Genomic DNA, 19,034 nt, shown 5'->3' with positions numbered 1-19,034 from the left:
ATGTGCCCCGGATCCGGGGCACCAGATTTCCGCCTGCAGCACCAGTGGCAGCGGCGTGGAGGGCGGATCATCCGCCGCATATACAGCTTCACTAAACAACTGGGGAATGAAGGAGATGTATGGATAACTCAGGAGGAGTCGCAGTCGCAATTGTGCTGCTGGTCCTGATCGCGTTCGTAATTATTGTGCTGGTCCGTTCGGTAAGGATCGTCCCGCAGGCACGGGCAGGGGTTGTGGAACGGCTGGGTAAGTACCAGCGGACGCTCAGCCCGGGTCTGACCATCCTGATCCCGTTCGTGGACCGGTTGCTGCCGCTCCTGGACCTGCGCGAACAGGTGGTGTCCTTTCCCCCGCAGCCCGTGATCACCGAAGACAACCTGGTTGTCTCCATCGACACCGTGGTGTACTTCCAGGTCACCGATCCCCGGGCAGCAACCTACGAAATCGCCAACTACATCCAGGCGGTGGAGCAGCTGACCACCACAACGCTGCGCAACGTGGTGGGCGGCCTGAATCTGGAAGAAGCCCTGACCTCCCGCGACCAGATCAACGGCCAGCTGCGAGGCGTCCTCGATGAGGCCACCGGCCGCTGGGGTATCCGTGTATCGCGAGTGGAGCTCAAGGCCATTGATCCGCCCCACTCCATCCAGGATTCCATGGAGAAGCAGATGCGCGCCGAGCGTGACCGCCGCGCCGCCATCCTTACCGCGGAAGGCACCAAGCAGTCCGCCATTCTGACGGCCGAAGGCCAGCGCCAGGCATCCATTCTGGCAGCCGAGGGTGATGCCAAGGCGGCCATCCTGCGCGCCGACGGTGAAGCCCAGGCTATCCAGAAGGTCTTCGACGCCATCCACAAGGGCAATCCCGACCAGAAGCTCCTGGCCTACCAGTACCTGCAGACACTCCCCAAGATCGCCGAGGGTTCGTCAAACAAGCTCTGGATCATCCCAAGCGAGATTGGCGAGGCGCTCAAGGGCATCGGCAGTGCGCTGGGGGGCAAGGATCCGGATTCCAATACCGGCGGCCTGTTCGGTGATGATGCTCCGGTGAAGCAGCCGGAGTCCTGATCGACCGGGCTGAATAAGTTAGCTGCCAGACAGGAGGGGAGGCATCCGCTAAAAGCGGGAGTCTCCCCTCCTGTCTGTCCGCTTTGCGGGTGGCGTCCGGTATCCGTATAATGGGATATTTGTCCGGTCGGAAAAGTTCAACCGGAACAAGAATGCTTAGCAAAGCGTTTCATCTAGTGATGCAGCGTAGTGCACACAGTAGTCCGGTGGCGTTTTATGGCCCCGGCTAGCGCGGAGCCTGGCTCCGCGAACCGACCAGAGGGAGAAATCATGAGCGATCGCAGCCTGCGGGGTATGCGTCTTGGCGCCCAGAGCATGGAGACCGAATCCGGCGTTGAACCGGCTCCGCGTCAGCGGGTTGAGTACCGTTGCGAGGACGGTGAGCAGGTCTTCGTAACCTTCTCCTCCGAAGCCGAAATTCCCCCTGTCTGGGTTTCGAAGACCGGCAAGGAAGCATTGCTGGTTGACGGCGAACGCCCGGTGAACAGCAATGAAAAGGCTGTCCGCACTCACTGGGACATGCTGCTCGAGCGTCGCTCACTCCCTGAGCTGGAGCAGATCCTCGAAGACCGCCTGACCATCCTGAGGGAACGCCGCGGCGAACGCCGTTCGGCATAGCCGCACGGCCGTAAATACAAAAGGGCCGGGCCCGCAACGTCTTTGGACGCGGCGGGCCCGGCCCTTTATTTGGCTGTGCGGGTGGTAGGAGGCTAGGCCCAATACCGTTCAGTTAAGTGCACTGATCTGGATTTGGGGTCTGTGACTGGGCTGTGGCCAGTGGGCGTGATGCTGGCGTTTGGCCGCCCATTTGAGGACTTTGCGTTTGACGACGCGTGGGTTTGAGCGTTCCGGCGGGCCGGATTGAGGCGCCTGACCAGCCTGTGGATCGCTTGACGCCAGGCGGCTGCCGCCCGGTCAGGATGATGAGGGGGACAAAGCGCCCTGCGCAGTAGAGCGGCGGGCGATGCGGAGTGCAGCAACGAAAGAGATCCGGTCCGGGTCGTGCCCTGCATGGGCCGCGGTGTCGGCCATGAGGGTGCGGATGGCATAGTGGCAGCAGAGGTGTCCCCAGATTTCCTGTTGGACGAGGTCGGGGGATTTGGAGCGCACCACGGCCCCGGGGCCGCGCTGGTGGGTTTTGAGCTCGTCGAAGGTGTTCTCGATCTCCCACCGTTCGGCATAGACGGCCGCGAGATCCTCGGCGCCGGCGACGGCCGGATCCAGGATCGTGGTCAACAGCCGGTACTGCTCCGGGTTGTCGCGGCCATCATCGATCGTGTAGTCGATCACCCGCACGAGCAAGGGCTCCGTCGTCGCCCGGTCCGGCCCGGACGTAGGAACGATCCGGGCCAGCCAGGACCCATCCTCGAGGGTCTCCAGATACTTCGGGCGGAGATTCGCCTTCACCCGCCAGAGCAGATCCGCTCCTGTATCTGCAGCCTGCTTCCAAAGGTGGAACCCGTAGAACCCGCGATCGTTGAGCACCAGCATCCCCGGCTTCAGCCGGCCGGCCAGCTCCCGTGCCAGCTGAATCCCGGACGTGCTGCAGGGCCCGAGAACGGCGTCCAGGACCGCATGGGTTCCGCACTCCGCCAACGCCACCACACGCGCCTGCGGGAACGCGGACTTCTCCCCGGCCCGAGCCACGACGGCCGAAGAACGCCTCATTCGTCGCAGTGTCTGCCAGGTCCAGGACCGTCCCGTCGATCGCCATCAGGCGCCTGCCAGCCAACCACGACCCCGGCGTGTCCGGCCCGGCCAACGGCCGCGCAACACGCCTGAAGGGATCCCGCACCGGCTCGAACCCCAGCCGTGCCCGGGCCTGGAAAATCGCCGACTTCGACGGCGGAGACCATGTTTCCGCCCATGCCGACGACCACGACAACCCATCCGTCAACTGTTCGAACAGATCCTCATACGAGCCCTCAGAATGCAACGCCATCCCGATCGAGAAGTACGCCATCACCCGTGCAGGCAATGCCCGGTGCCGCACCTCCGTGCGGCCCGCCTCGGCGATCACCTCATCGACCACACTGGCAGGAAACACCCGCGTCAACAATCCGACCGACACCAAATCCGACAACCGGCGATCAGACTCGGGCTTTCTCCAACCGGTTCGAGGCATACCCCAACAATGCCTCAAACATCCTTAAACTGAACGGTATTGAGGCTAGGCCGGGTCGGCGGCCTGCTTTTTTCCGGTCAGCTGGTTCCAGCGGGATACCAGGCCCCACTTGGTCACGTTGATCATGGCCTCAACAACGATGTGCCCGCTCATCTTGGATGCACCCAGCTCGCGCTCCACAAAAGTAATAGGCCGCTCAACGATGGTGAGCCCCATCTTCGCCACGCGCCACGCCAGATCCACCTGGAAGCCGTAACCCACCGATTCAACCTGGTCCAGATTCAGTTTTTCCAGTGTTGTTCGGCGGAAGGCACGGTAGCCCCCCGTCACGTCCTTGATTTTGACGCCCAGCATGATGCGAACGTATGTGCTGCCGATGCGCGAGATAGCCTGCCGGTATAACGGCCAGTTCACGGTGCTGCCGCCCGGCACCCACCGCGAGCCCATGGCCAGGTCCGCGCCTTGTTCCACGGCGTCCAGCAGCAGTGGCAGCTGTTCTGGCTGGTGTGATCCGTCAGCATCCATCTCGACAAGGACGTCGTAGCCGGCAGCCAGGCCCCATTTGAAGGCGGCGATGTAGGCGGCACCCAGGCCTGCTTTGCCCGTGCGGTGCAGGACATGGACCTGGCTGTCCTCTGAGGCGATGGTGTCCGCCAACTGGCCCGTTCCGTCGGGGCTGTTGTCGTCGACAACCAGCACATCTGACGCCGGCACAGCTGCGCGCAGACGCCCAAGGGTCTTGGGCAGCGATTCCAGCTCGTTGTAGGTAGGAATGATGGTGAGGACACGCACAGGGAGGCCTTTCCTGGATGGGAGCGGTCAGTGCGCCCGGAGTGCAGCAGGATCGCTGACTTGCAGGCGCAACTCTCCATTATAGTGCGTGTTCACCGCCCGGCCCGCCGGACATATTCCGCGGGCAGGTCCACACGCTTCGGGCCGGTACCCGCCCTCCACGATGTGCGGCGACAGAACTGTTTACTGCCGCGTGGTGGAGCCGCCCCGAGGAACCACGGTCATGACCCGACCGAACTCTGGACAAACATGTGCCGGAAGCTGGACACGGGCCGACAGCGGCCGGACGGATCCTGCGGCATTTGCAACCCTCCGTTGACCCTCAAATGCTCTCCGGGCTCAACCCCGCAGTGCCGGGCTGGAGTGAAGCTCTAATCCGTCGCGTACCGTCTGCAGGCAGACCGGATCACTCCCCGTATCAAGAGCGGGAAGCAGCGGAGTCCGCGCCCGCGGATCCGTGCTCCAGGACTGGACTCTGCCATCTGCCACCTGGACCATCAGCTCTTCCACTTCCCAGACAGCAAAGCTGGCCGGGGCACCGGGCACCAGCTGTCCAGCCATCGGATCCGGATACCGGGCGGCCCGCCAACCAGCCCGGGTGTGCCCCAGGAACGCTGCACGGGCCGAGATGCGTTCAGCCGGGCTGTGGTGCTCCAGGCAGGCCCTCACGCTGGACCACGGCCGCAGAGGTGTCACCGGGCTGTCGCTGCCGAAACAGATAGGCACACCCGCCGAGTAGAACGACGCGAAGGCGTTCATTGCCATTCCGCGGCCGCCAAGGCGTTGCTCATAGAGGCGTCCGGATCCGCCCCAGGCTGCATCAAATCGAGGCTGGGCACTCACCGTGACCGAGTACTGGGCCAGCCGGGCAATCGACTCCCAGTCCGCAAGCTCGACGTGCTCGAACCGGTGGCCGGCAGCGCGGACCTTCTGCTCACCGACGTCGGCGGCAGCCTGGTCGAGGGCCTCCAGTGCCGCATCAAGGCCGGCGTCGCCTATGACATGGAACCCTGCCTGGATACCGAGCAGCGAGCACGCCGCCACATGGGCTGCGGCCTCATCTACGGACAGGTAGGTGCTGCCCCGCTCCCCCGGCGAATCGGTGTAATCCGCCCGTAGGGCGGCAGTGCGCGAGCCGATGGAGCCGTCGATGTTCAAGTCGCCGGCAAGGCCGAGCACCGGGACGCCGAGTTCAGCGACGATTGCCCGTGCGTCATCGACCGAGGCGGCAAGCTGGCCCCAGTACGGCAGAATCTCAGGTGCGGCAGCCTCTGTTTCGGAAGCCATGTTCCAAGCCGCAGCAAGTTGAAGGTCAAGGACACTTCCGATGTGGGGCGCACCCATTTCCGCCAGTGCCACATAGCCATTCGAGGCCGCTTCGCCCAGGGCACGCTGCTGGTAGCCCCGGAGCACGTCAGCCGGAAGTTTCCGGGTAGCGAGACGGGCACCCGTGTGCGCCGCCCGTTTCATCTGGCCACCGGAGGAAAATCCGTCAAGCCCTTGAATGCCGGCTGCGGCAGCCAGCGAGGCGGAAACCAGCGCCGAGTGCGCATCAATGCGGGACAGATAAACCTGTCTCCCGGCTGCCGCCCGTTCCAGTTCTTCCGTGCTGGGCAGGGTGGGATCCTCCCAGGTGGTCTCGTCCCAGCCATGGCCGAGCACGGGGCCGGAGGCTGTTGAGCCGGCTACGGCGTCCAGCAGTTCCCTCGAGGAACGGATTCCGTCCAGCCGCAGGGAATCCAGTGCAATGCCTGTTTCAGTCAGGTGGATATGCGAATCAACAAAACCAGGAGCCAGCAGGGCGCCGTGGAGATCAATGACGTCCATGGAGCCGTCTGCAATGGAGGTGGCAGCCTGTTCGGAGCCCACCCACGCAATGGTGCCGCCGTCCACCAGCATGGCTGTGGCAAAGGGGTCAGCGGCAGTGTAGACGGATCCGTTGCGGTACAGCGTCACCGTGCGCTCGGTCTGGGCGGGTGCTCCTGGCATACGTGCGTCAGTCATGGCGTGTAAAGCTCCTAGCGGCAATGAGGATGTTGGTTGCTCTGCAACGGGATGGCCGGTTAGACCACTACTGAATAAGCCACAACGCCGCGGCGCACCAGCTTGATCGCTTCGCTGCAGAGTCTGGCGAGCCGGGGATCGAGCCCGGGGATTTTGGCCAGCTGATCGAGCAGGTCAATCACCTGTTTGACCCACCGGACAAAGTCTCCGGCGGCCAGATCAGTGCCGTTCAGTGCATCCTGCAGATGCCGTCCCCTGGCCCACTTGTACATCGGCCAGACAAGGCCCAACTCAGGCTCCCCTGTCAGGGGAAGCTTGTACTGTTCTTCAACGTCTTCCACAGCGGACCATTCCCGGATAACAATGTCCACGGCCGTCTCGAGGGAAACGCTGGGCATCCTGGGCCGCAGGCCCCGGTCTTCCCGCTTGGCCTGGTAGACCAGAATACTCGCGAGTGCTGCCACCTCAACGGCATCGAGGTCCTCGAAGGCGCCCAGCCGCAGGGCCTGCGAAATGAGCAGATCCTTCTCCCCGTATATCCTGCGCAGGCGCTGGCCGTCTGCACTGATGGCCGTTTTGCCCGGTTCCGGGGTTTCCAGGTAGCCGTAGGCGCTCAACACGTCGCAGACGCGGTCGAATGTCTTGGCAATGGTGTTCGTGCGCCCCTGGATCTGACGGATCAGGCCGTCTGTTTCCCTGCGCAGCTTCCACCAGCGTTCAGACCACCGGGCATGGTCTTCGCGTTCGCTGCAGCCGTGACATGGATGTGCCCGCAGCGCCCGCCGCAGGTCCGCGATTTTCTTCTCCTGGTCCGGGAGCGCAGCGGCTAGCCCAAAGTCATTGTTGCGGCTGTTGTCCGGTGCAGGCGGGCGGTTTTCCCGCAGGGCATTGCGCATGGAGGACGCAAGATCACGCCGGGACTTGGGTACCTTGGCGTTGAACGACTTCGGGATCCGGATCCGCGTTACCGGAGAAATCGGACCCTCGAGGTCATCGGCGCCGATCCGGCGCAGCTGGTTGTCCAGCGTCAGAACTGCGGGCCGCGGCTCACGGCTGCTGTGATCCGTGCTCAGCACCACGGCCAGCCCGGGTGCGCGGCCACCGGGCACATCCACCACGTCGCCGGGCAGCAGACGGCCAAGGGAATCGTCGCTGAGCGACTTGCGTGCCCGGTCTCTATTGCGGGAGGTTGCGTTTTCGGCGTCGGAAAGCTCGCGGCGGAGTTTGGAGTACTCCGGAAAATCACCCAGATGGCATGTCATTGACTTGGCGAACCCGGCCAGGGATTCCTCCCTGCTGCGCACTTGTTTGGCCAGGCCCACCACGGAGCGGTCTGCCTGGAACTGCGCAAATGAGGATTCCAGAATCTCCCTGGCACGGGGCCGCCCGAACTGGGCGAGCAGGTTGATGCTCATGTTGTACGTTGGCCTAAAACTGGAGTTCAGCGGATAGGTCCGTCTGGAGGCCAGACCGGCTACCGCTGCCGGATCGGTGCCGGGCTGCCAGAGCACCAAGGCATGGCCCTCGACGTCAATCCCGCGGCGGCCGGCACGCCCGGTGAGCTGGGTGTACTCCCCCGCGGTGATGTCCACATGCGCTTCGCCGTTGAACTTGTCCAGCTTCTCGAGCACAACGGAGCGCGCGGGCATGTTGACGCCTAGAGCAAGGGTTTCAGTGGCGAACACGGCCTTCACGAACCCATCGACGAAGAGCTTTTCCACCACTTCCTTGAAGGTCGGCAGCATTCCGGCGTGGTGGGCTGCGATGCCCCTCAGCAGTCCGTCGCGCCAGCTCCAGAAGCCCAGCACGTCCAGGTCGTCAGATGGAATGTCCTGTCCGGCCTCGTCCACCCGTTGGGCGATGATCCGCTGTTCGTTCTCCGTTGTCAGCCACAAGCCGGACGCCACACACTGGGCCACCGCCGCGTCGCAGCCGGCCCGGGAGAAGATGAACGTGATGGCTGGCAGGAGGTCCTGCCGGTCCAGGCTGGCGATGACCTGCGGCCGGCTGGCCTTCTTGACCGCTGTGCGGGGCGCGCTCTGCGACGGCCGGTCCTCGCCGTGCTGGCCGTGCGGGCGGTGCTGCCGGCGCTGCCGGCGCTGGCTGCGCCCGCCGTGGCCGAAACGGCCACGGAAATTCAACTGGCTTTCGTTTCGTGCCATGGACAGAAGCTCGGGATTGACCTCAAAGCCACGTTTGCTGGCTTCGTCAGGAGTCGGTGTGACGGGCAGGGCCGAAGCCGTACCCGGATCTCCCTCGGGCGCTATCTCATCGAAAGCGGTTTCACCTGCAAAGAGGTCCACGATCTCCTTGCCGACCATGACGTGCTGCCACAGCGGAACCGGCCGGTGCTCGGACACGATGATGTCTGTGCGGCCCCTTACCGTATCCAGCCAGGCGCCGAATTCCTCCGCGTTGGAAACCGTGGCGCTCAGTGATGCCACCTGGACTTCGCTGGGGAGGTGGATGATCACTTCTTCCCAGACTGCTCCACGGAACCTGTCAGCCAGGTAATGGACCTCGTCCATCACCACGTAGCCGAGATCATCCAGCGAATCGGAATCGGCATAGAGCATGTTTCGGAGGACCTCGGTGGTCATCACCACTACCGGCGCATCACCATTGATGCTTGTGTCGCCCGTCAGCAGGCCCACGTTTTCGGCGCCATACTTCTCGGCCAGCTCGGCGAATTTCTGGTTGCTGAGGGCTTTGATGGGAGTGGTGTAGAAGGCTTTGAGGCCGCGTTCGAGGGCCAGATAGATGGCAAACTCGCCCACGATGGTTTTTCCGGCGCCGGTAGGTGCTGCCACCAGAACACCGCGGCCCTCCTGGAGCGAACTGCACGCCTGGCGCTGGAATTCGTCCAGTTCAAAGTCAAGGGTTCCCACGAATCCGCCAAGGTGCGTATTCGCTTCGGCAGTCCGTTCAGCACTGGCTCGATAGCTTTCAGACGGCGACTGCGGCCCGGAGATGGAGGACATGCCTCCAGCCTAGTGTGCTTGGAGCTAGAGATTCCTCAGCTCGGAGCCGGGCGTTGCGACGTCGGCGGTGGCTTCTGACTCGGCAGCCTTTTTTGCTGCCCGCTTGTCACGGCTGCGGTCATTAAGAATACACAGGGCGATGGCAGCGAAAAACAGCAGCAGCAGCGGCCCGGCGAGGAGGAACATGGACAGGGCGTCTGCGCCCGGGGCAGCTACGGCCGCCAGTACAAACACAAGGAATACGGTAATGCGCCAGGCCTTGAGAATGGTCTGTCCGCGGATGATTCCCGCCATGTTGACGCCGACCAGCACTACCGGCACCAGAAATGCCAGCCCAAGGAAGAGCACCATTCGCGTGACGAAATCAACGTAGTCGCGGGCATCGATGAGGTTTGAAAAACCGGCCGGTGTGAATTGTGTCAGCGCCCGCACAACCTGGGGAACCACCAGCCACCCCACCCATATGCCTGCAAGGAAGAGCGGGACGGCCGCTGCCATGTAACCCAGCGTGTAGTGCCGCTCCTTTTTGGTCAGCCCCGGGGTGACAAACGCCCATAGCTGGTAGATCCAGACCGGGCTGGAGATAACAGCGCCGATCAGCAAGGACAGCTGAAGCTTGAAATCAAATGGTGAGGCAATACTCGAGAAATTGACTGACGACGTCCCGCCGGTATGCTCTGCGATCCGGTCCACGGGCTCTTTGAGCGCACCCAGAACCGGATCGTAGAGAATCCATCCGCCGACGGCGCCGATAACAAGGCCGATCGCGGACTTGAGGAGCCGGTTCTTGAGCTCCCGGAGGTGATCCATCAGGGCCATCCGACCCTCAGGGTTGGATTTGCGGCCCGTCTTCTCAGCCACTAGGGATCAAACGCGGTTCGACGGCGGAACGTCGGTGCCGTCGCTCGGCTCGCCGTTCTGCGTCTTGGCCTGCTGATGGTTGACGATCCTGCCCTCAACGGGATCTGAGTCATCCTTGGCCTCAGGCTTGCCGTCGTTCTTCATTTCCTTGACCTCGGACTTGATAATCCGCATCGACTGGCCAAGGCTGCGCGCCATTGCGGGTAGCTTGGGCGCTGCAAAAAGAAGCAGAGCTACGATGATAATAATTACGATGGGCCACGGGCCCTCAAACAGTCGTCCCACTGGAAGTCCTTTCCTCTGAGTACATCCTACGTCTAACTGAATTCGATGTCGCGCAATGACTGGGGTTGGCCCCGTTCGGCCTTGCGCTGAACGCGCCGTTGGCGGCGAACTCCCCGGCGGGATGACTTGGATGTGAGGTAATCATGTCGCATCTGCCCAGAGGAGGCAAAAACAGCTGAACCGGGGGCCGTTTGTTTCTCCGGCCCCGCCGTCGCAGGGTCCGCAGGGCCGGCCGGCAAGTGTGTCAGTTGCTCACCTGCGGCGCTCAGTTCCTTCACAGTTGCCATGAAATTCCGGAAGAGCCTGATACCCAAAATGACATAAAACAGCAGGGAAAGGGCAACGAGCGCTATCCAGATCAGGATCCAAGACCACCAAGGCATGCTGAGTAGTCTAGCTTCCGTACTGGGCCAGGGCTGCGTCGATCCAGTCGCGGGCACCCGCGGCCAGTGTTGCCGGCTCAAGAATCCGCACCGCGCCCCCGTGCTGGGCGACGAACATGGGAAGCCATGCCGTGCTGCCAAAGCGGATTTCAGCCAGCAGGCCGTCACCAGGCAGGCCGGAGGTCCGTTCAGCGTAGTAGTCGTCAGCCAGCCCAGTGCCCCGGGCGGAGAGCTGCACCACCACAAGGGTGTCGTCGTCGTTAGGCGTGAAGAGCTTGACCGGGAAACCCTCCTGGGGCTTGACCTGTGAAGAAACGTTCCTGCCGTTGGGCTGCAGGATCTCGATCCGGTCAAGCCTGAAATTCCGCAGCCCTTCGGCTGTGTGGCAGTAAGCCTCAAAGTACCACGTGTTGTCCAGCGAGTAGAGCCGAAGCGGATCCACGTCCCGTTCGGAGACCGAATCGCTCTGGGTCGACAAGTACACGAGGTGAAGCTGGGATCCTGTCTCAAGAGCTTTCCGGACGGTCTCCAGCATGGCCGAGTCAGCGGGGCCGACTTCCGGGCCGGCCACCGAACCTGCACGCAGTCCCTCTTCGCCTGCGGCGGCCATCAGCTTGAGCGTCACCGATTCCAGGGCAGTCCCTTCGGCAAGCTCAGGCAGCCCGTTCAGGGTCTCCAGCCCGGTCAGCAGCGCGCAGGCCTCGTCCACGGTGAAGCGGACCGGCCTGTTGAGATCCAGATCCTGGGTGATGAAAACGTGATCGCTCTCCCATTGGATATCCAGCAGATCATCCGGATAGCCTTCCGGCAGGCCAGAACAGATGAGGATCCGCAGATCATCCTCCAGCTCCTTCCGTGTGACGCCGAAGGTGTTGGCGACCTCCTCGATGTGGAGACCCTGGTTGTGAACCAGAAACGGGACCAGCTGAAGCATTCGTTTCAGCCGGTCCTCGGACGTCCGCTTCCGGGTGCGCTTGGCAGGGCCGGCGTCCGGAAAGTCAATCGGCGGTACCGGCGCGGCAGCAAAGTCAGCGGCCCGGCGCAGCCGCCGCGTGACGGCTGTGACGAGTTCCGTCGGATACACCACCGCTGCGTTGGGTCCGTAGGAGGCAATCTCCTCGCCCAGCAGCTCAGCGTCCCGATACTGCACGCTGAGACGGTCACGGCCGGCGTCGGGCGCTCCTGCAGCGGCGGAGCCATCGGCATCGGCGGGCACGGCCCGCTTGCGCAGGCCCAGCAGCTTGCCTTCCCGCACGTCTACGACGGCGGTCCTCAAGGGCAGCTCGGGCAGGCTGCTCAGCTCAGCGCGGACGTTGAAACCCGCCGGCGGCGAGTAGGTGTCGTTCTCCAGCACAGTGACCGCCGAGGTGAACCGGGAAAGCCGGAAAAACCGCTGGGCGCCCCGCCCCCGGTCAAAGCCAGCCAGATACCACTGGCCGAACCGGCTGCCGAGGCCCCAAGGCTCAACCACCCGGTCTTCTTCCTTGCCGGTGCTGCTGGCAAGATACCTGAACCTGGCCGGATGCTGGGCGTGGATGGCGGAGATAAGATCCTCAAAGGCCTGCCCGGCCGGTTTGATGCGGGGCTGTACACCGGCAGGCAGGCCGACACCTGCCAGGCCGCCGGAGGCCTGGAGTTTGCGCATGGCGTTGAGGGCGGACGCACCGAGTGCTGCCTGCTCCCACAGCCGGGAGGCGAGCCACAATACAGTGCACTCCGCCGGCGTGAGCTTGACGTCCGGAAGCCGGTTCGATTCCTTGCCGATCCGGTATCGGGTGGTCGCAGGATCGTCCGAGCCCCAGCCTTTGTCCATAACAGCTTCGACCTCGAAGCCGAACTGCCGGAGATCACTCTTGTCGCGTTCGAACATCCGGCCGAAGGACACCTCGGTGCTGGTGGTGTCGTGATAGATCTTTTTGCGCAGCTCGCTGCGACGCAGCCCGTACTTCGTATTGAGGAGGGCGATCAGGAGATTAAGCAGACGTTCTGTACGGGATGCTGACACTCTGGCTACGTTACTAAAGTCCGTGTGGGAAACGCAGGAAGCGCGGCAACAAAGGGAAAATACCTTCCGATTGTTACCGCGCCTCCACAGTGCGAAGCTCCGGTTAGCGGACGCCCACCAGATCCACGACGAAGATCAGTGCTTCGTTGGGGCCGATTGCTCCACCGGCACCGCGGGAGCCGTAAGCCAGCTCAGACGGAATCTCCAGGCGGCGTCGGCCGCCAACCTTCATGCCCAGCAGGCCCTGGTCCCAGCCCTGGATGACCTGCCCCACGCCCACACGGAAGTCCAGCGGCGCGCCGCGGCCCCAGGAGGCGTCGAATTCTTCACCTGTTGACCAGGCCACGCCCACGTAGTGGGTGGAGACGGTATCGCCGGCTTTAGCCTCGGCGCCGTCGCCCTCGATGAGGTCGGTGATGACCAATTCGGCGGGTACTGCGCCTTCGGGGAAGTCAATTTCCGGCTTCTGGCGGTCGAAATCGCGCTGACCAAATGACATGGTTGCTCCTTCTGCTTGATTGGGCGGCTTGTTGCCTGGATTATTCAGTGCCGGGATTGCCGGCGCCGTTACTTTTTGGCTTTAATCTCGACGACGAATACGAGCGGTCCGGCGGGCTTCTGCTGGGCAGCGGCCGTCTCGCCGTATGCAAGTGCAGTCGGGATGGTGAGCAGGATTTTGGATCCGACCTTCTGATCGGTAAGCCCCAGGGTCCAGCCCTTGATGACTCCCTTGAGCGGGAAGCTGGCGGCTTCGCCCCGGTCATAGCTGGAGTCAAACTTCTTGCCGTCATCCCAGCGCCAGCCGGCGTAGTTGGCTTCGATGGTGTCGGCGGCCGTAATCTTCTCGCCGGTCCCCTCCGAGAGCACCTTGATGGACAATCCCGACGGTGCATCCGTCTTGGGAATATCCACGGTGGGAACGCCCTTGGCATCAAATGTGACCTTGGGCAGTTTTCCCTCCTTGTCCAGCTTGTTAGTCTCCTCCTGGCTCAGGGCACCGGGAAGGTCCTTCGCGGACACGATCTTGATGACCAGCAGCTGCGTGGGCTGTGCCTTGGCGCCTTCGGCGGCAGCTTTGCCCGGAACGGCAAGTGCAAGGTGTGAGCCGATCTTTGCTCCGACGAACGCGTTGTAGATGACTGCGCTGCCCGTCTTGAGCTCCTCGTTCAGCTCCAGGGCCTCCGGGGCGCTGGCGAACGTGTCTTCGAGTTTCGCACCGTCCTTACCGTTGAGCGCAAGGATTGAAATCTCGGCAACCTGGTTGGCCTTGACCCGGTCACCGCTGCCCTCGGCGATTACCTTGACAGTCGGTTCGGCCACTTCCAGGGGCTTGGTGAATTCAATACCAGGCGCCTTCTTGTCGCCGTTGTCGGTAAACTTCACGGAATCCAGCTTGGCGGTTTCACCCGCGGACTGGCTGGTGGGTTCCGGCGCTGCAGGCGATCCGCCGCAGGCGGTGAGCAGCAGCAGTCCGGGAATAAGAATTGCTAGTAGTCGGCGCACGTAAAAACTTTCGTCGGGGCAAGATGGATGCGTTACCGGTATGTAGCGCCCGGCAGCGCGGGCGGGGCCAAAGAATGGCCCCATCCAGAATAGCCCCTGAAGCTGGGTATCAGCCCATAGAGTCCAGAAGCGCATCAACGCGCTCATCCTCGTTACGGAACGGGTCCTTGCACAGGATGGTCTGGTGGGCCCGGTCATTCAGCTTCAGATGCACCCAGTCCACCGTGTAGTCACGTCCCAGTTCCTGCGCCCTGCGGACAAAGTCCCCCCGCAATTTGGCGCGGGTGGTTTGCGGTGGCGCGTCAACGGCATCCTTGACGGCGGTGTCATCCACCACCCGGCGGACAGCTCCCCTGGCCTGCAGGAGATAGTAGAGTCCCCGGGTCCGCGAGATATCGTGATAGGTCAGGTCAAGCTGGGCAATCCGGGGTGCGTCGAGTCCCAGCCCGTGGCGTTCCCGGTAACTGTCCATCAGCTTCTTTTTGATGGCCCAGTCGATTTCGGTGTCGATGCCGGTGGTGTCGCCACTTTCGATCGCCTGCAGTGTTCTTCCCCAGAGATCTAGAATCAGTGGCACATGGGGATTGTGGGCGCCATGCTCGGCCACAAAGGCCGTGACCTTTGTGAGGTATTCCTGTTGGATCTCCAATGCCGTGAGTTGCCGCCCGTTGGCGAGCCGGACCAGGGCCTTGCCGGTGAGGTCATGCGAGATCTCACGGATGCTGCGGATGGGGTTTTCCATCCGCATGTCCCGCATGATGACGCCCGCCTCGATCATCCGCAGTATCAGATCAACTGTTCCCACTTTCAGGAGCGCAGTGGTCTCGGACATATTGGAATCGCCGACTATCACGTGCAGGCGGCGGAAGAACTCGGCATCGGCATGGGGTTCATCGCGGGTGTTGATGATGGGCCGCGATCTGGTGGTCGCCGAGGAGACACCCTCCCAGATGTGGTCCGCCCGTTGCGAAAAGGCGAATGTCGCCCCGTGCGGGGTCTTGAGGATCTTGCCGGCCCCGGCAATGAGCTGGCGCGTCACCAGGAACGGAATGAGAATTTCAGCGAGCCGTGAAAATTCGCCCCGGCGCGGAATCAGGTAGTTTTCGTGGCTCCCGTAGGAATTGCCCGCCGAGTCTGTGTTGTTCTTGAACAGGTACACCGTCCCGTTGAACCCCTCGGCAGCCAGCCTCGACTGGGCCTCGTCCACAAGATCGTCCAGAATGAGTTCCCCGGCGCGGTCGTGGGCTACGAGCTGGGCCAGATCATCGCACTCCGCCGTGGCGTATTCGGGGTGGGAGCCGACGTCCAGGTACAGCCTGGACCCGTTGGTCAGGAACACATTTGAAGAACGGCCCCAGCTGACAACCTTGCGGAAAAGGTACCGCGCAACTTCCTCCGGTGCCAGCGGACGGGAATCCGGGCTCGAATAGGAAATGCCGAATTCGGTTTCAATACCGAAGATTCTCTTGTCCATTTCAGTCCTCCTCAGCAAGCAAAGCCACAACGTCGGCATCGGTAAGCCGTCTGAAAGCACGCCGGGTTCCCCGGCCGCTTTCCGAAGCACGATCCAGCACTGCCACCTCCACAGCCCGGGCAGGCAGGGCACTGGCTGCGTTGTCGGTCACCAGTCCCCTGACAGCCAGCCTGATGGCGGCAGCGAACGCGAGGTCCTGGCGCCAGCCGTCCTCAACGGCGGCCGAAACCTTTTCGGCTTGGCCACCCATCACAATGAATCCGTGCTCATCAGCGATAGAGCCATCGAATGTCAGCCGGTAGAGGTGGTCTTCTTCCTGCGTGGGCCCCACCTCAGCCACTGCGAGCTCCACTTCAAACGGCTTCTGCTCTGCTGTGAACACTGCGCCGAGGCTTTGCGCGTACACGCTGGCCAACCCACGCGCCGTCACGTCCTCGCGGTCATAGGAATAGCCGCGGATGTCCGCGTACCTCACCCCTGCCTGGCGGAGGCTTTCGAACTCGTTGTACTTGCCTACAGCTGCAAACGCAATCTTGTCGTAGATCTCACCGATCTTATGAAGCGACGGCGATGGGTTTTCGGCCACAAGAGCGATGCCGTCTTCGCAGCTGATCACCACCACGGACCTGCCCCGCGCAATGCCCTTCCGTGCAAAATCCGCACGGTCCTTCATCAGCTGCTCAGGTGAGACGTAGAACTGCTGAGTCATCTCAGGCCTCCCGCCGGGCTGCAGCCCGGGACTCGATGATGTTTCCGGCCACAGCAGCCAGATCCCGCTCCGGAATGCGCCTCGCTCCGGCCCTGTTAACCGTATAGACAACCGGCCACAGCTGCCGCACGGGGTCCGGTCCCCCGGTGGCGGAATCGTCGTCTGCAGCATCATACAGAGACTCAACGGCAACTGAAATGGCGTCATCTTCCGGCAGATTGGGGCGCCAGAGTTTCTTGAGGGCGCCCCGGGCAAATACTGAGCCAGAACCCACGGTGTGGTGTTCCTGCTCCTCGTAGCGGCCACCGGTGACGTCATAGGAGAACAGCCGGCCTACCCCCGCCGCGGTGTCGAAGCCCGCGAACAGCGGTATGACTGCAAGCCCCTGAAGTGCCATGGGCAGATTGCCGCGGATCATGGCCCCCAGCCGGTTGGCCTTGCCGTCAAGGCTCAGCAGCGTTCCTTCGATTTTCTCGTAGTGCTCCAACTCAACCTGGAACAGCCGCGTGATGTCGATTGCGATCCCGGCAGTGCCCGCTATTCCGAGCACGGAATACTGATCCGCCGGAAACACCTTCTCGATGTGCCGGCTGGCGATGACGTTGCCCATGGTGGCACGGCGGTCACCGGCCATGAGCACACCCCCGGCGTAACTCATGGCCACAATGGTGGTGGCGTGCGGTACCTGCAGCGGCTGCGAAGGGTGCGAGGCGGCCGGTGCCGGCAGTGCCCGGTTGTAGGGAAGCAGATCGGGCCGGTCACGTTGCAGGTGCTCGGTGAACGACGACGTCGCGTTGGCCGCTACCTGGTTGGCTGTTCTCTCCTGCACTGGTGCACTCCTTCAACGTGGTGGTTCAACGTCTGTACAGACCCTCGGTGTGCCGAACCTGGCTCAACGCTGGTGCGGTTCCTGCCTGCCTACTGTCCGCCCTTTTGAACGAATGCCCGCACAAACTCTTCGGCGTTGGATTCCAGGACGCCGTCGATTTCGTCGAGGAGGTCGTCCACACCCTGTGTCGAGGCTGATGCCTGCGCCTCCGGCGGTGCCGGCGGTGCCTCCGGGACGTCCTCCTCTACCTGGCTGTCGCGTGACTGCGGCTTCTGCTGCTCCTGGCCTGCCATTGTTCTCTCCTTTTGTCAGTCCCCGGATTCCCGAAGGGACATCCGATATGCCCATATTGCCACGTCGGGCGCCCGCCGGGGCTGATTACGCCGGTGGCGGGGCAGGGCTCAATCCGAGCAGTTCCGCAAGGAACGGCCCTGCCTCCCGGTGCCGGGCAAAGAGCCCGCCGGTGAGTGCTTCGGTGCCTCTCAGCGGCTCGCGGGTGGGCACGCGCTGCAGCCTCCCGTAGCCGGGGACGTCGAAGATGACCGAGTCCCAGCTGGCGCCCACCACATCCTTGCTGAAGCTGCTGACGCACCGCCCCCGGAAGAAAGCCCTTGTGTCCGACGGCGGTTGGATCACCGCGGTGGCGATGTCGGCGTCCTCGATCAGGCGCTGCATGCGGTTGCGGGCCAGAAGCCGGTAGTAGAGACCCTTTTCCGGGCGGATATCAGCCCACTGCAGATCGACCAGACCCAGCCGTGCACTGTCCCAAGCCAGTCCGTCACGCCGCCTGTAACCCTCAAGAAGCGAAAGTTTGGCCAGCCACTCCACTGAGGTGGATGCCGCAGCCTGGTCGCTGCCCAGCTGGGTCAGGGTGTTCGCCCAGCTTTCCAGGACGCCATGGGTATGGCCGTCACCGTCAACGGCATCAGCCACGCCGGTGTCCTGCGCGAGCTTGGCGGCGGCCTCGTGGTACATCCACTGCAGGTCCAGCGCTGTGACACGGCGTCCGTCGAGCAGCCGCAGCTTCGCTGTCAGCGATGTGTCGTGGCTGACGGTCTGGAGTGCAGCAACGGGCTCGTGGACTTCCACCTTGGGCGCCAGTCCGGCCTCGATGAGGCTGAGTACCATTGCCGTCGTGCCGAATTTCAGATGGTTGGACGTCTGACTCAAGTTGGCATCACCAATAATGACGTGCAGCCTGCGGTACTTGTCTGCAGTGGCGTGGGGCTCGTCGCGCGTGTTGATGATGGGCCGGCGGATGGTGGTTTCGAGTCCGACTTCCGCCTCGAAGAAGTCCGCACGCTGACTGATCTGGAAGCCCGGCCTGGAGCTGTCCTGTCCGAGGCCTACCCTTCCGGCGCCGCACATGATCTGGCGGGTAACGAAAAATGGGGTCAGTCCCCGGACAATGTCGCCGAAAGGGACCGAGCGGGGCATGAGATAGTTCTCGTGGGATCCATACGACACCGACTTGTTGTCCGTGTTGTTTTTGTACAGATTGACGGCCGGAAGCTCAGGATCGGCAGCGAGCCTACGCACCGCCGCGAGCGCCACTAGATCTCCGGCGGCGTCCCAGGCTACAGCGTTCCGTGGGTTGGTCACCTCTGGGCTCGAATATTCAGGATGGGCATGGTCAACGTAGAGACGCGCGCCGTTTCCCAGCACCATGTTCATCAGGAGGGAGCCGGATTCATCCTGGCCGTCCAGCTCCAGCTCATCACGCCCGTAGGCAAGGGCCACAGACTCTGCGTCGAGAACATGGGGCTGGTCCGTCAGCTGGCTTGGATCTGCCGCATCACGTTCGAGTGTCCAGCCCCGTGCATCGTGCAGCGGTTCCTCGTCCGTGTAATCCCAACGCGTCTCCGCGCCGCCGGCCGCCCGTTGACGGGTCAGCTGGGCATAGGCCTGGACCACCCTGGCGGACATCATGGTGGCATTGGCAGCCGGGGCGGACGGGGCATGGATTCCGTATTCCGTTTCCGACCCCATGACCCTCATGGCACCGCCTGCCGGAAG

At 63.0% G+C, this 19,034-nt stretch carries 16 protein-coding genes and 1 pseudogene; 2 read left to right on the top strand and 15 right to left on the bottom strand.

Annotation, left to right across the window (positions count from 1 at the left end; genetic code table 11):
- Positions 1 to 119 precede the first annotated feature (119 nt).
- Positions 120 to 1,067, top strand: a complete 948-nt coding sequence (locus V3C33_08320; protein XAS69241.1) for an SPFH domain-containing protein — start codon at positions 120 to 122, stop codon at positions 1,065 to 1,067.
- 270 nt (positions 1,068 to 1,337) lie between these two features.
- Positions 1,338 to 1,685 (top strand): RNA polymerase-binding protein RbpA, encoded by a 348-nt coding sequence (locus tag V3C33_08315; protein ID XAS69240.1) that lies wholly within the window; start codon positions 1,338 to 1,340, stop codon positions 1,683 to 1,685.
- A 297-nt stretch (positions 1,686 to 1,982) separates the two neighbouring features.
- On the opposite strand, the pseudogene V3C33_08310 reads toward V3C33_08315, so the two are convergent.
- The 15 genes and pseudogenes from V3C33_08310 to dop form a co-directional block, all read right to left on the bottom strand.
- Positions 1,983 to 3,192, bottom strand: a pseudogene (locus V3C33_08310) (IS4 family transposase).
- Between the two features lie 45 nt (positions 3,193 to 3,237).
- Positions 3,238 to 3,984 (bottom strand): polyprenol monophosphomannose synthase, encoded by a 747-nt coding sequence (locus tag V3C33_08305; protein XAS69239.1) that lies wholly within the window; start codon positions 3,982 to 3,984, stop codon positions 3,238 to 3,240.
- 339 nt (positions 3,985 to 4,323) lie between these two features.
- A complete protein-coding gene (locus tag V3C33_08300; protein ID XAS69238.1) occupies positions 4,324 to 5,988 on the bottom strand; it encodes an amidohydrolase family protein in 1,665 nt (554 codons plus the stop codon).
- Between the two features lie 59 nt (positions 5,989 to 6,047).
- Positions 6,048 to 8,969: a DEAD/DEAH box helicase gene (locus V3C33_08295; GenBank protein ID XAS69237.1), complete on the bottom strand. Its 2,922-nt coding sequence runs from the start codon at positions 8,967 to 8,969 to the stop codon at positions 6,048 to 6,050.
- Between the two features lie 24 nt (positions 8,970 to 8,993).
- Entirely contained in the window at positions 8,994 to 9,788 is a 795-nt protein-coding gene (gene tatC / locus V3C33_08290; GenBank protein ID XAS69692.1) for a twin-arginine translocase subunit TatC, read from the bottom strand.
- A 48-nt stretch (positions 9,789 to 9,836) separates the two neighbouring features.
- Positions 9,837 to 10,115 carry a Sec-independent protein translocase subunit TatA gene (tatA, locus tag V3C33_08285; GenBank protein ID XAS69236.1) on the bottom strand — a complete coding sequence of 93 codons (279 nt, stop codon included), beginning with the start codon at positions 10,113 to 10,115 and terminating at the stop codon, positions 9,837 to 9,839.
- Between the two features lie 32 nt (positions 10,116 to 10,147).
- Entirely contained in the window at positions 10,148 to 10,498 is a 351-nt protein-coding gene (locus V3C33_08280; GenBank protein XAS69235.1) for a hypothetical protein, read from the bottom strand.
- A gap of 10 nt (positions 10,499 to 10,508) precedes the next feature.
- Positions 10,509 to 12,503 (bottom strand): WYL domain-containing protein, encoded by a 1,995-nt coding sequence (locus V3C33_08275; GenBank protein XAS69234.1) that lies wholly within the window; start codon positions 12,501 to 12,503, stop codon positions 10,509 to 10,511.
- 103 nt (positions 12,504 to 12,606) lie between these two features.
- Positions 12,607 to 13,002: an FKBP-type peptidyl-prolyl cis-trans isomerase gene (locus V3C33_08270; protein XAS69233.1), complete on the bottom strand. Its 396-nt coding sequence runs from the start codon at positions 13,000 to 13,002 to the stop codon at positions 12,607 to 12,609.
- 68 nt (positions 13,003 to 13,070) lie between these two features.
- The gene (locus V3C33_08265; GenBank protein XAS69232.1) at positions 13,071 to 14,006 is read right to left on the bottom strand and encodes an FKBP-type peptidyl-prolyl cis-trans isomerase; all 936 of its coding nucleotides are present in this window, start codon (positions 14,004 to 14,006) and stop codon (positions 13,071 to 13,073) included.
- 109 nt (positions 14,007 to 14,115) lie between these two features.
- A complete protein-coding gene (pafA, locus tag V3C33_08260; protein XAS69231.1) occupies positions 14,116 to 15,480 on the bottom strand; it encodes a Pup--protein ligase in 1,365 nt (454 codons plus the stop codon).
- A 1-nt stretch (position 15,481) separates the two neighbouring features.
- Entirely contained in the window at positions 15,482 to 16,189 is a 708-nt protein-coding gene (gene prcA, locus V3C33_08255) for a proteasome subunit alpha (protein ID XAS69230.1), read from the bottom strand.
- Between the two features lies 1 nt (position 16,190).
- Positions 16,191 to 17,018, bottom strand: coding sequence for a proteasome subunit beta (prcB, locus tag V3C33_08250; protein XAS69229.1), 828 nt, complete (start codon positions 17,016 to 17,018; stop codon positions 16,191 to 16,193).
- An 89-nt stretch (positions 17,019 to 17,107) separates the two neighbouring features.
- The gene (locus V3C33_08245) at positions 17,108 to 17,311 is read right to left on the bottom strand and encodes a ubiquitin-like protein Pup (GenBank protein ID XAS69228.1); all 204 of its coding nucleotides are present in this window, start codon (positions 17,309 to 17,311) and stop codon (positions 17,108 to 17,110) included.
- An 85-nt stretch (positions 17,312 to 17,396) separates the two neighbouring features.
- Positions 17,397 to 19,016 (bottom strand): depupylase/deamidase Dop, encoded by a 1,620-nt coding sequence (dop, locus tag V3C33_08240; GenBank protein ID XAS69227.1) that lies wholly within the window; start codon positions 19,014 to 19,016, stop codon positions 17,397 to 17,399.
- Between the last annotated feature and the right edge of the window lie 18 nt (positions 19,017 to 19,034).

This window comes from Micrococcaceae bacterium Sec5.7, from assembly GCA_039636785.1.
Taxonomy (GTDB): Bacteria; Actinomycetota; Actinomycetes; order Actinomycetales; family Micrococcaceae; genus Arthrobacter.
This window is presented reverse-complemented; position numbering and strand designations above follow the sequence as displayed.

Coding starts and splice junctions, on each gene's coding strand:
- V3C33_08245 (XAS69228.1), bottom strand. CDS start 17,311: ATGGCAGGCCAGGAGCAGCAGAAGCCGCAGTCACGCGACAGCCAGGTA.
- V3C33_08295 (XAS69237.1), bottom strand. CDS start 8,969: ATGTCCTCCATCTCCGGGCCGCAGTCGCCGTCTGAAAGCTATCGAGCC.
- dop (XAS69227.1), bottom strand. CDS start 19,016: ATGAGGGTCATGGGGTCGGAAACGGAATACGGAATCCATGCCCCGTCC.
- V3C33_08315 (XAS69240.1), top strand. CDS start 1,338: ATGAGCGATCGCAGCCTGCGGGGTATGCGTCTTGGCGCCCAGAGCATG.
- prcA (XAS69230.1), bottom strand. CDS start 16,189: ATGACTCAGCAGTTCTACGTCTCACCTGAGCAGCTGATGAAGGACCGT.
- pafA (XAS69231.1), bottom strand. CDS start 15,480: ATGGACAAGAGAATCTTCGGTATTGAAACCGAATTCGGCATTTCCTAT.
- V3C33_08270 (XAS69233.1), bottom strand. CDS start 13,002: ATGTCATTTGGTCAGCGCGATTTCGACCGCCAGAAGCCGGAAATTGAC.
- tatC (XAS69692.1), bottom strand. CDS start 9,788: ATGGCCCTGATGGATCACCTCCGGGAGCTCAAGAACCGGCTCCTCAAG.
- V3C33_08280 (XAS69235.1), bottom strand. CDS start 10,498: ATGCCTTGGTGGTCTTGGATCCTGATCTGGATAGCGCTCGTTGCCCTT.
- V3C33_08300 (XAS69238.1), bottom strand. CDS start 5,988: ATGACTGACGCACGTATGCCAGGAGCACCCGCCCAGACCGAGCGCACG.
- V3C33_08320 (XAS69241.1), top strand. CDS start 120: ATGGATAACTCAGGAGGAGTCGCAGTCGCAATTGTGCTGCTGGTCCTG.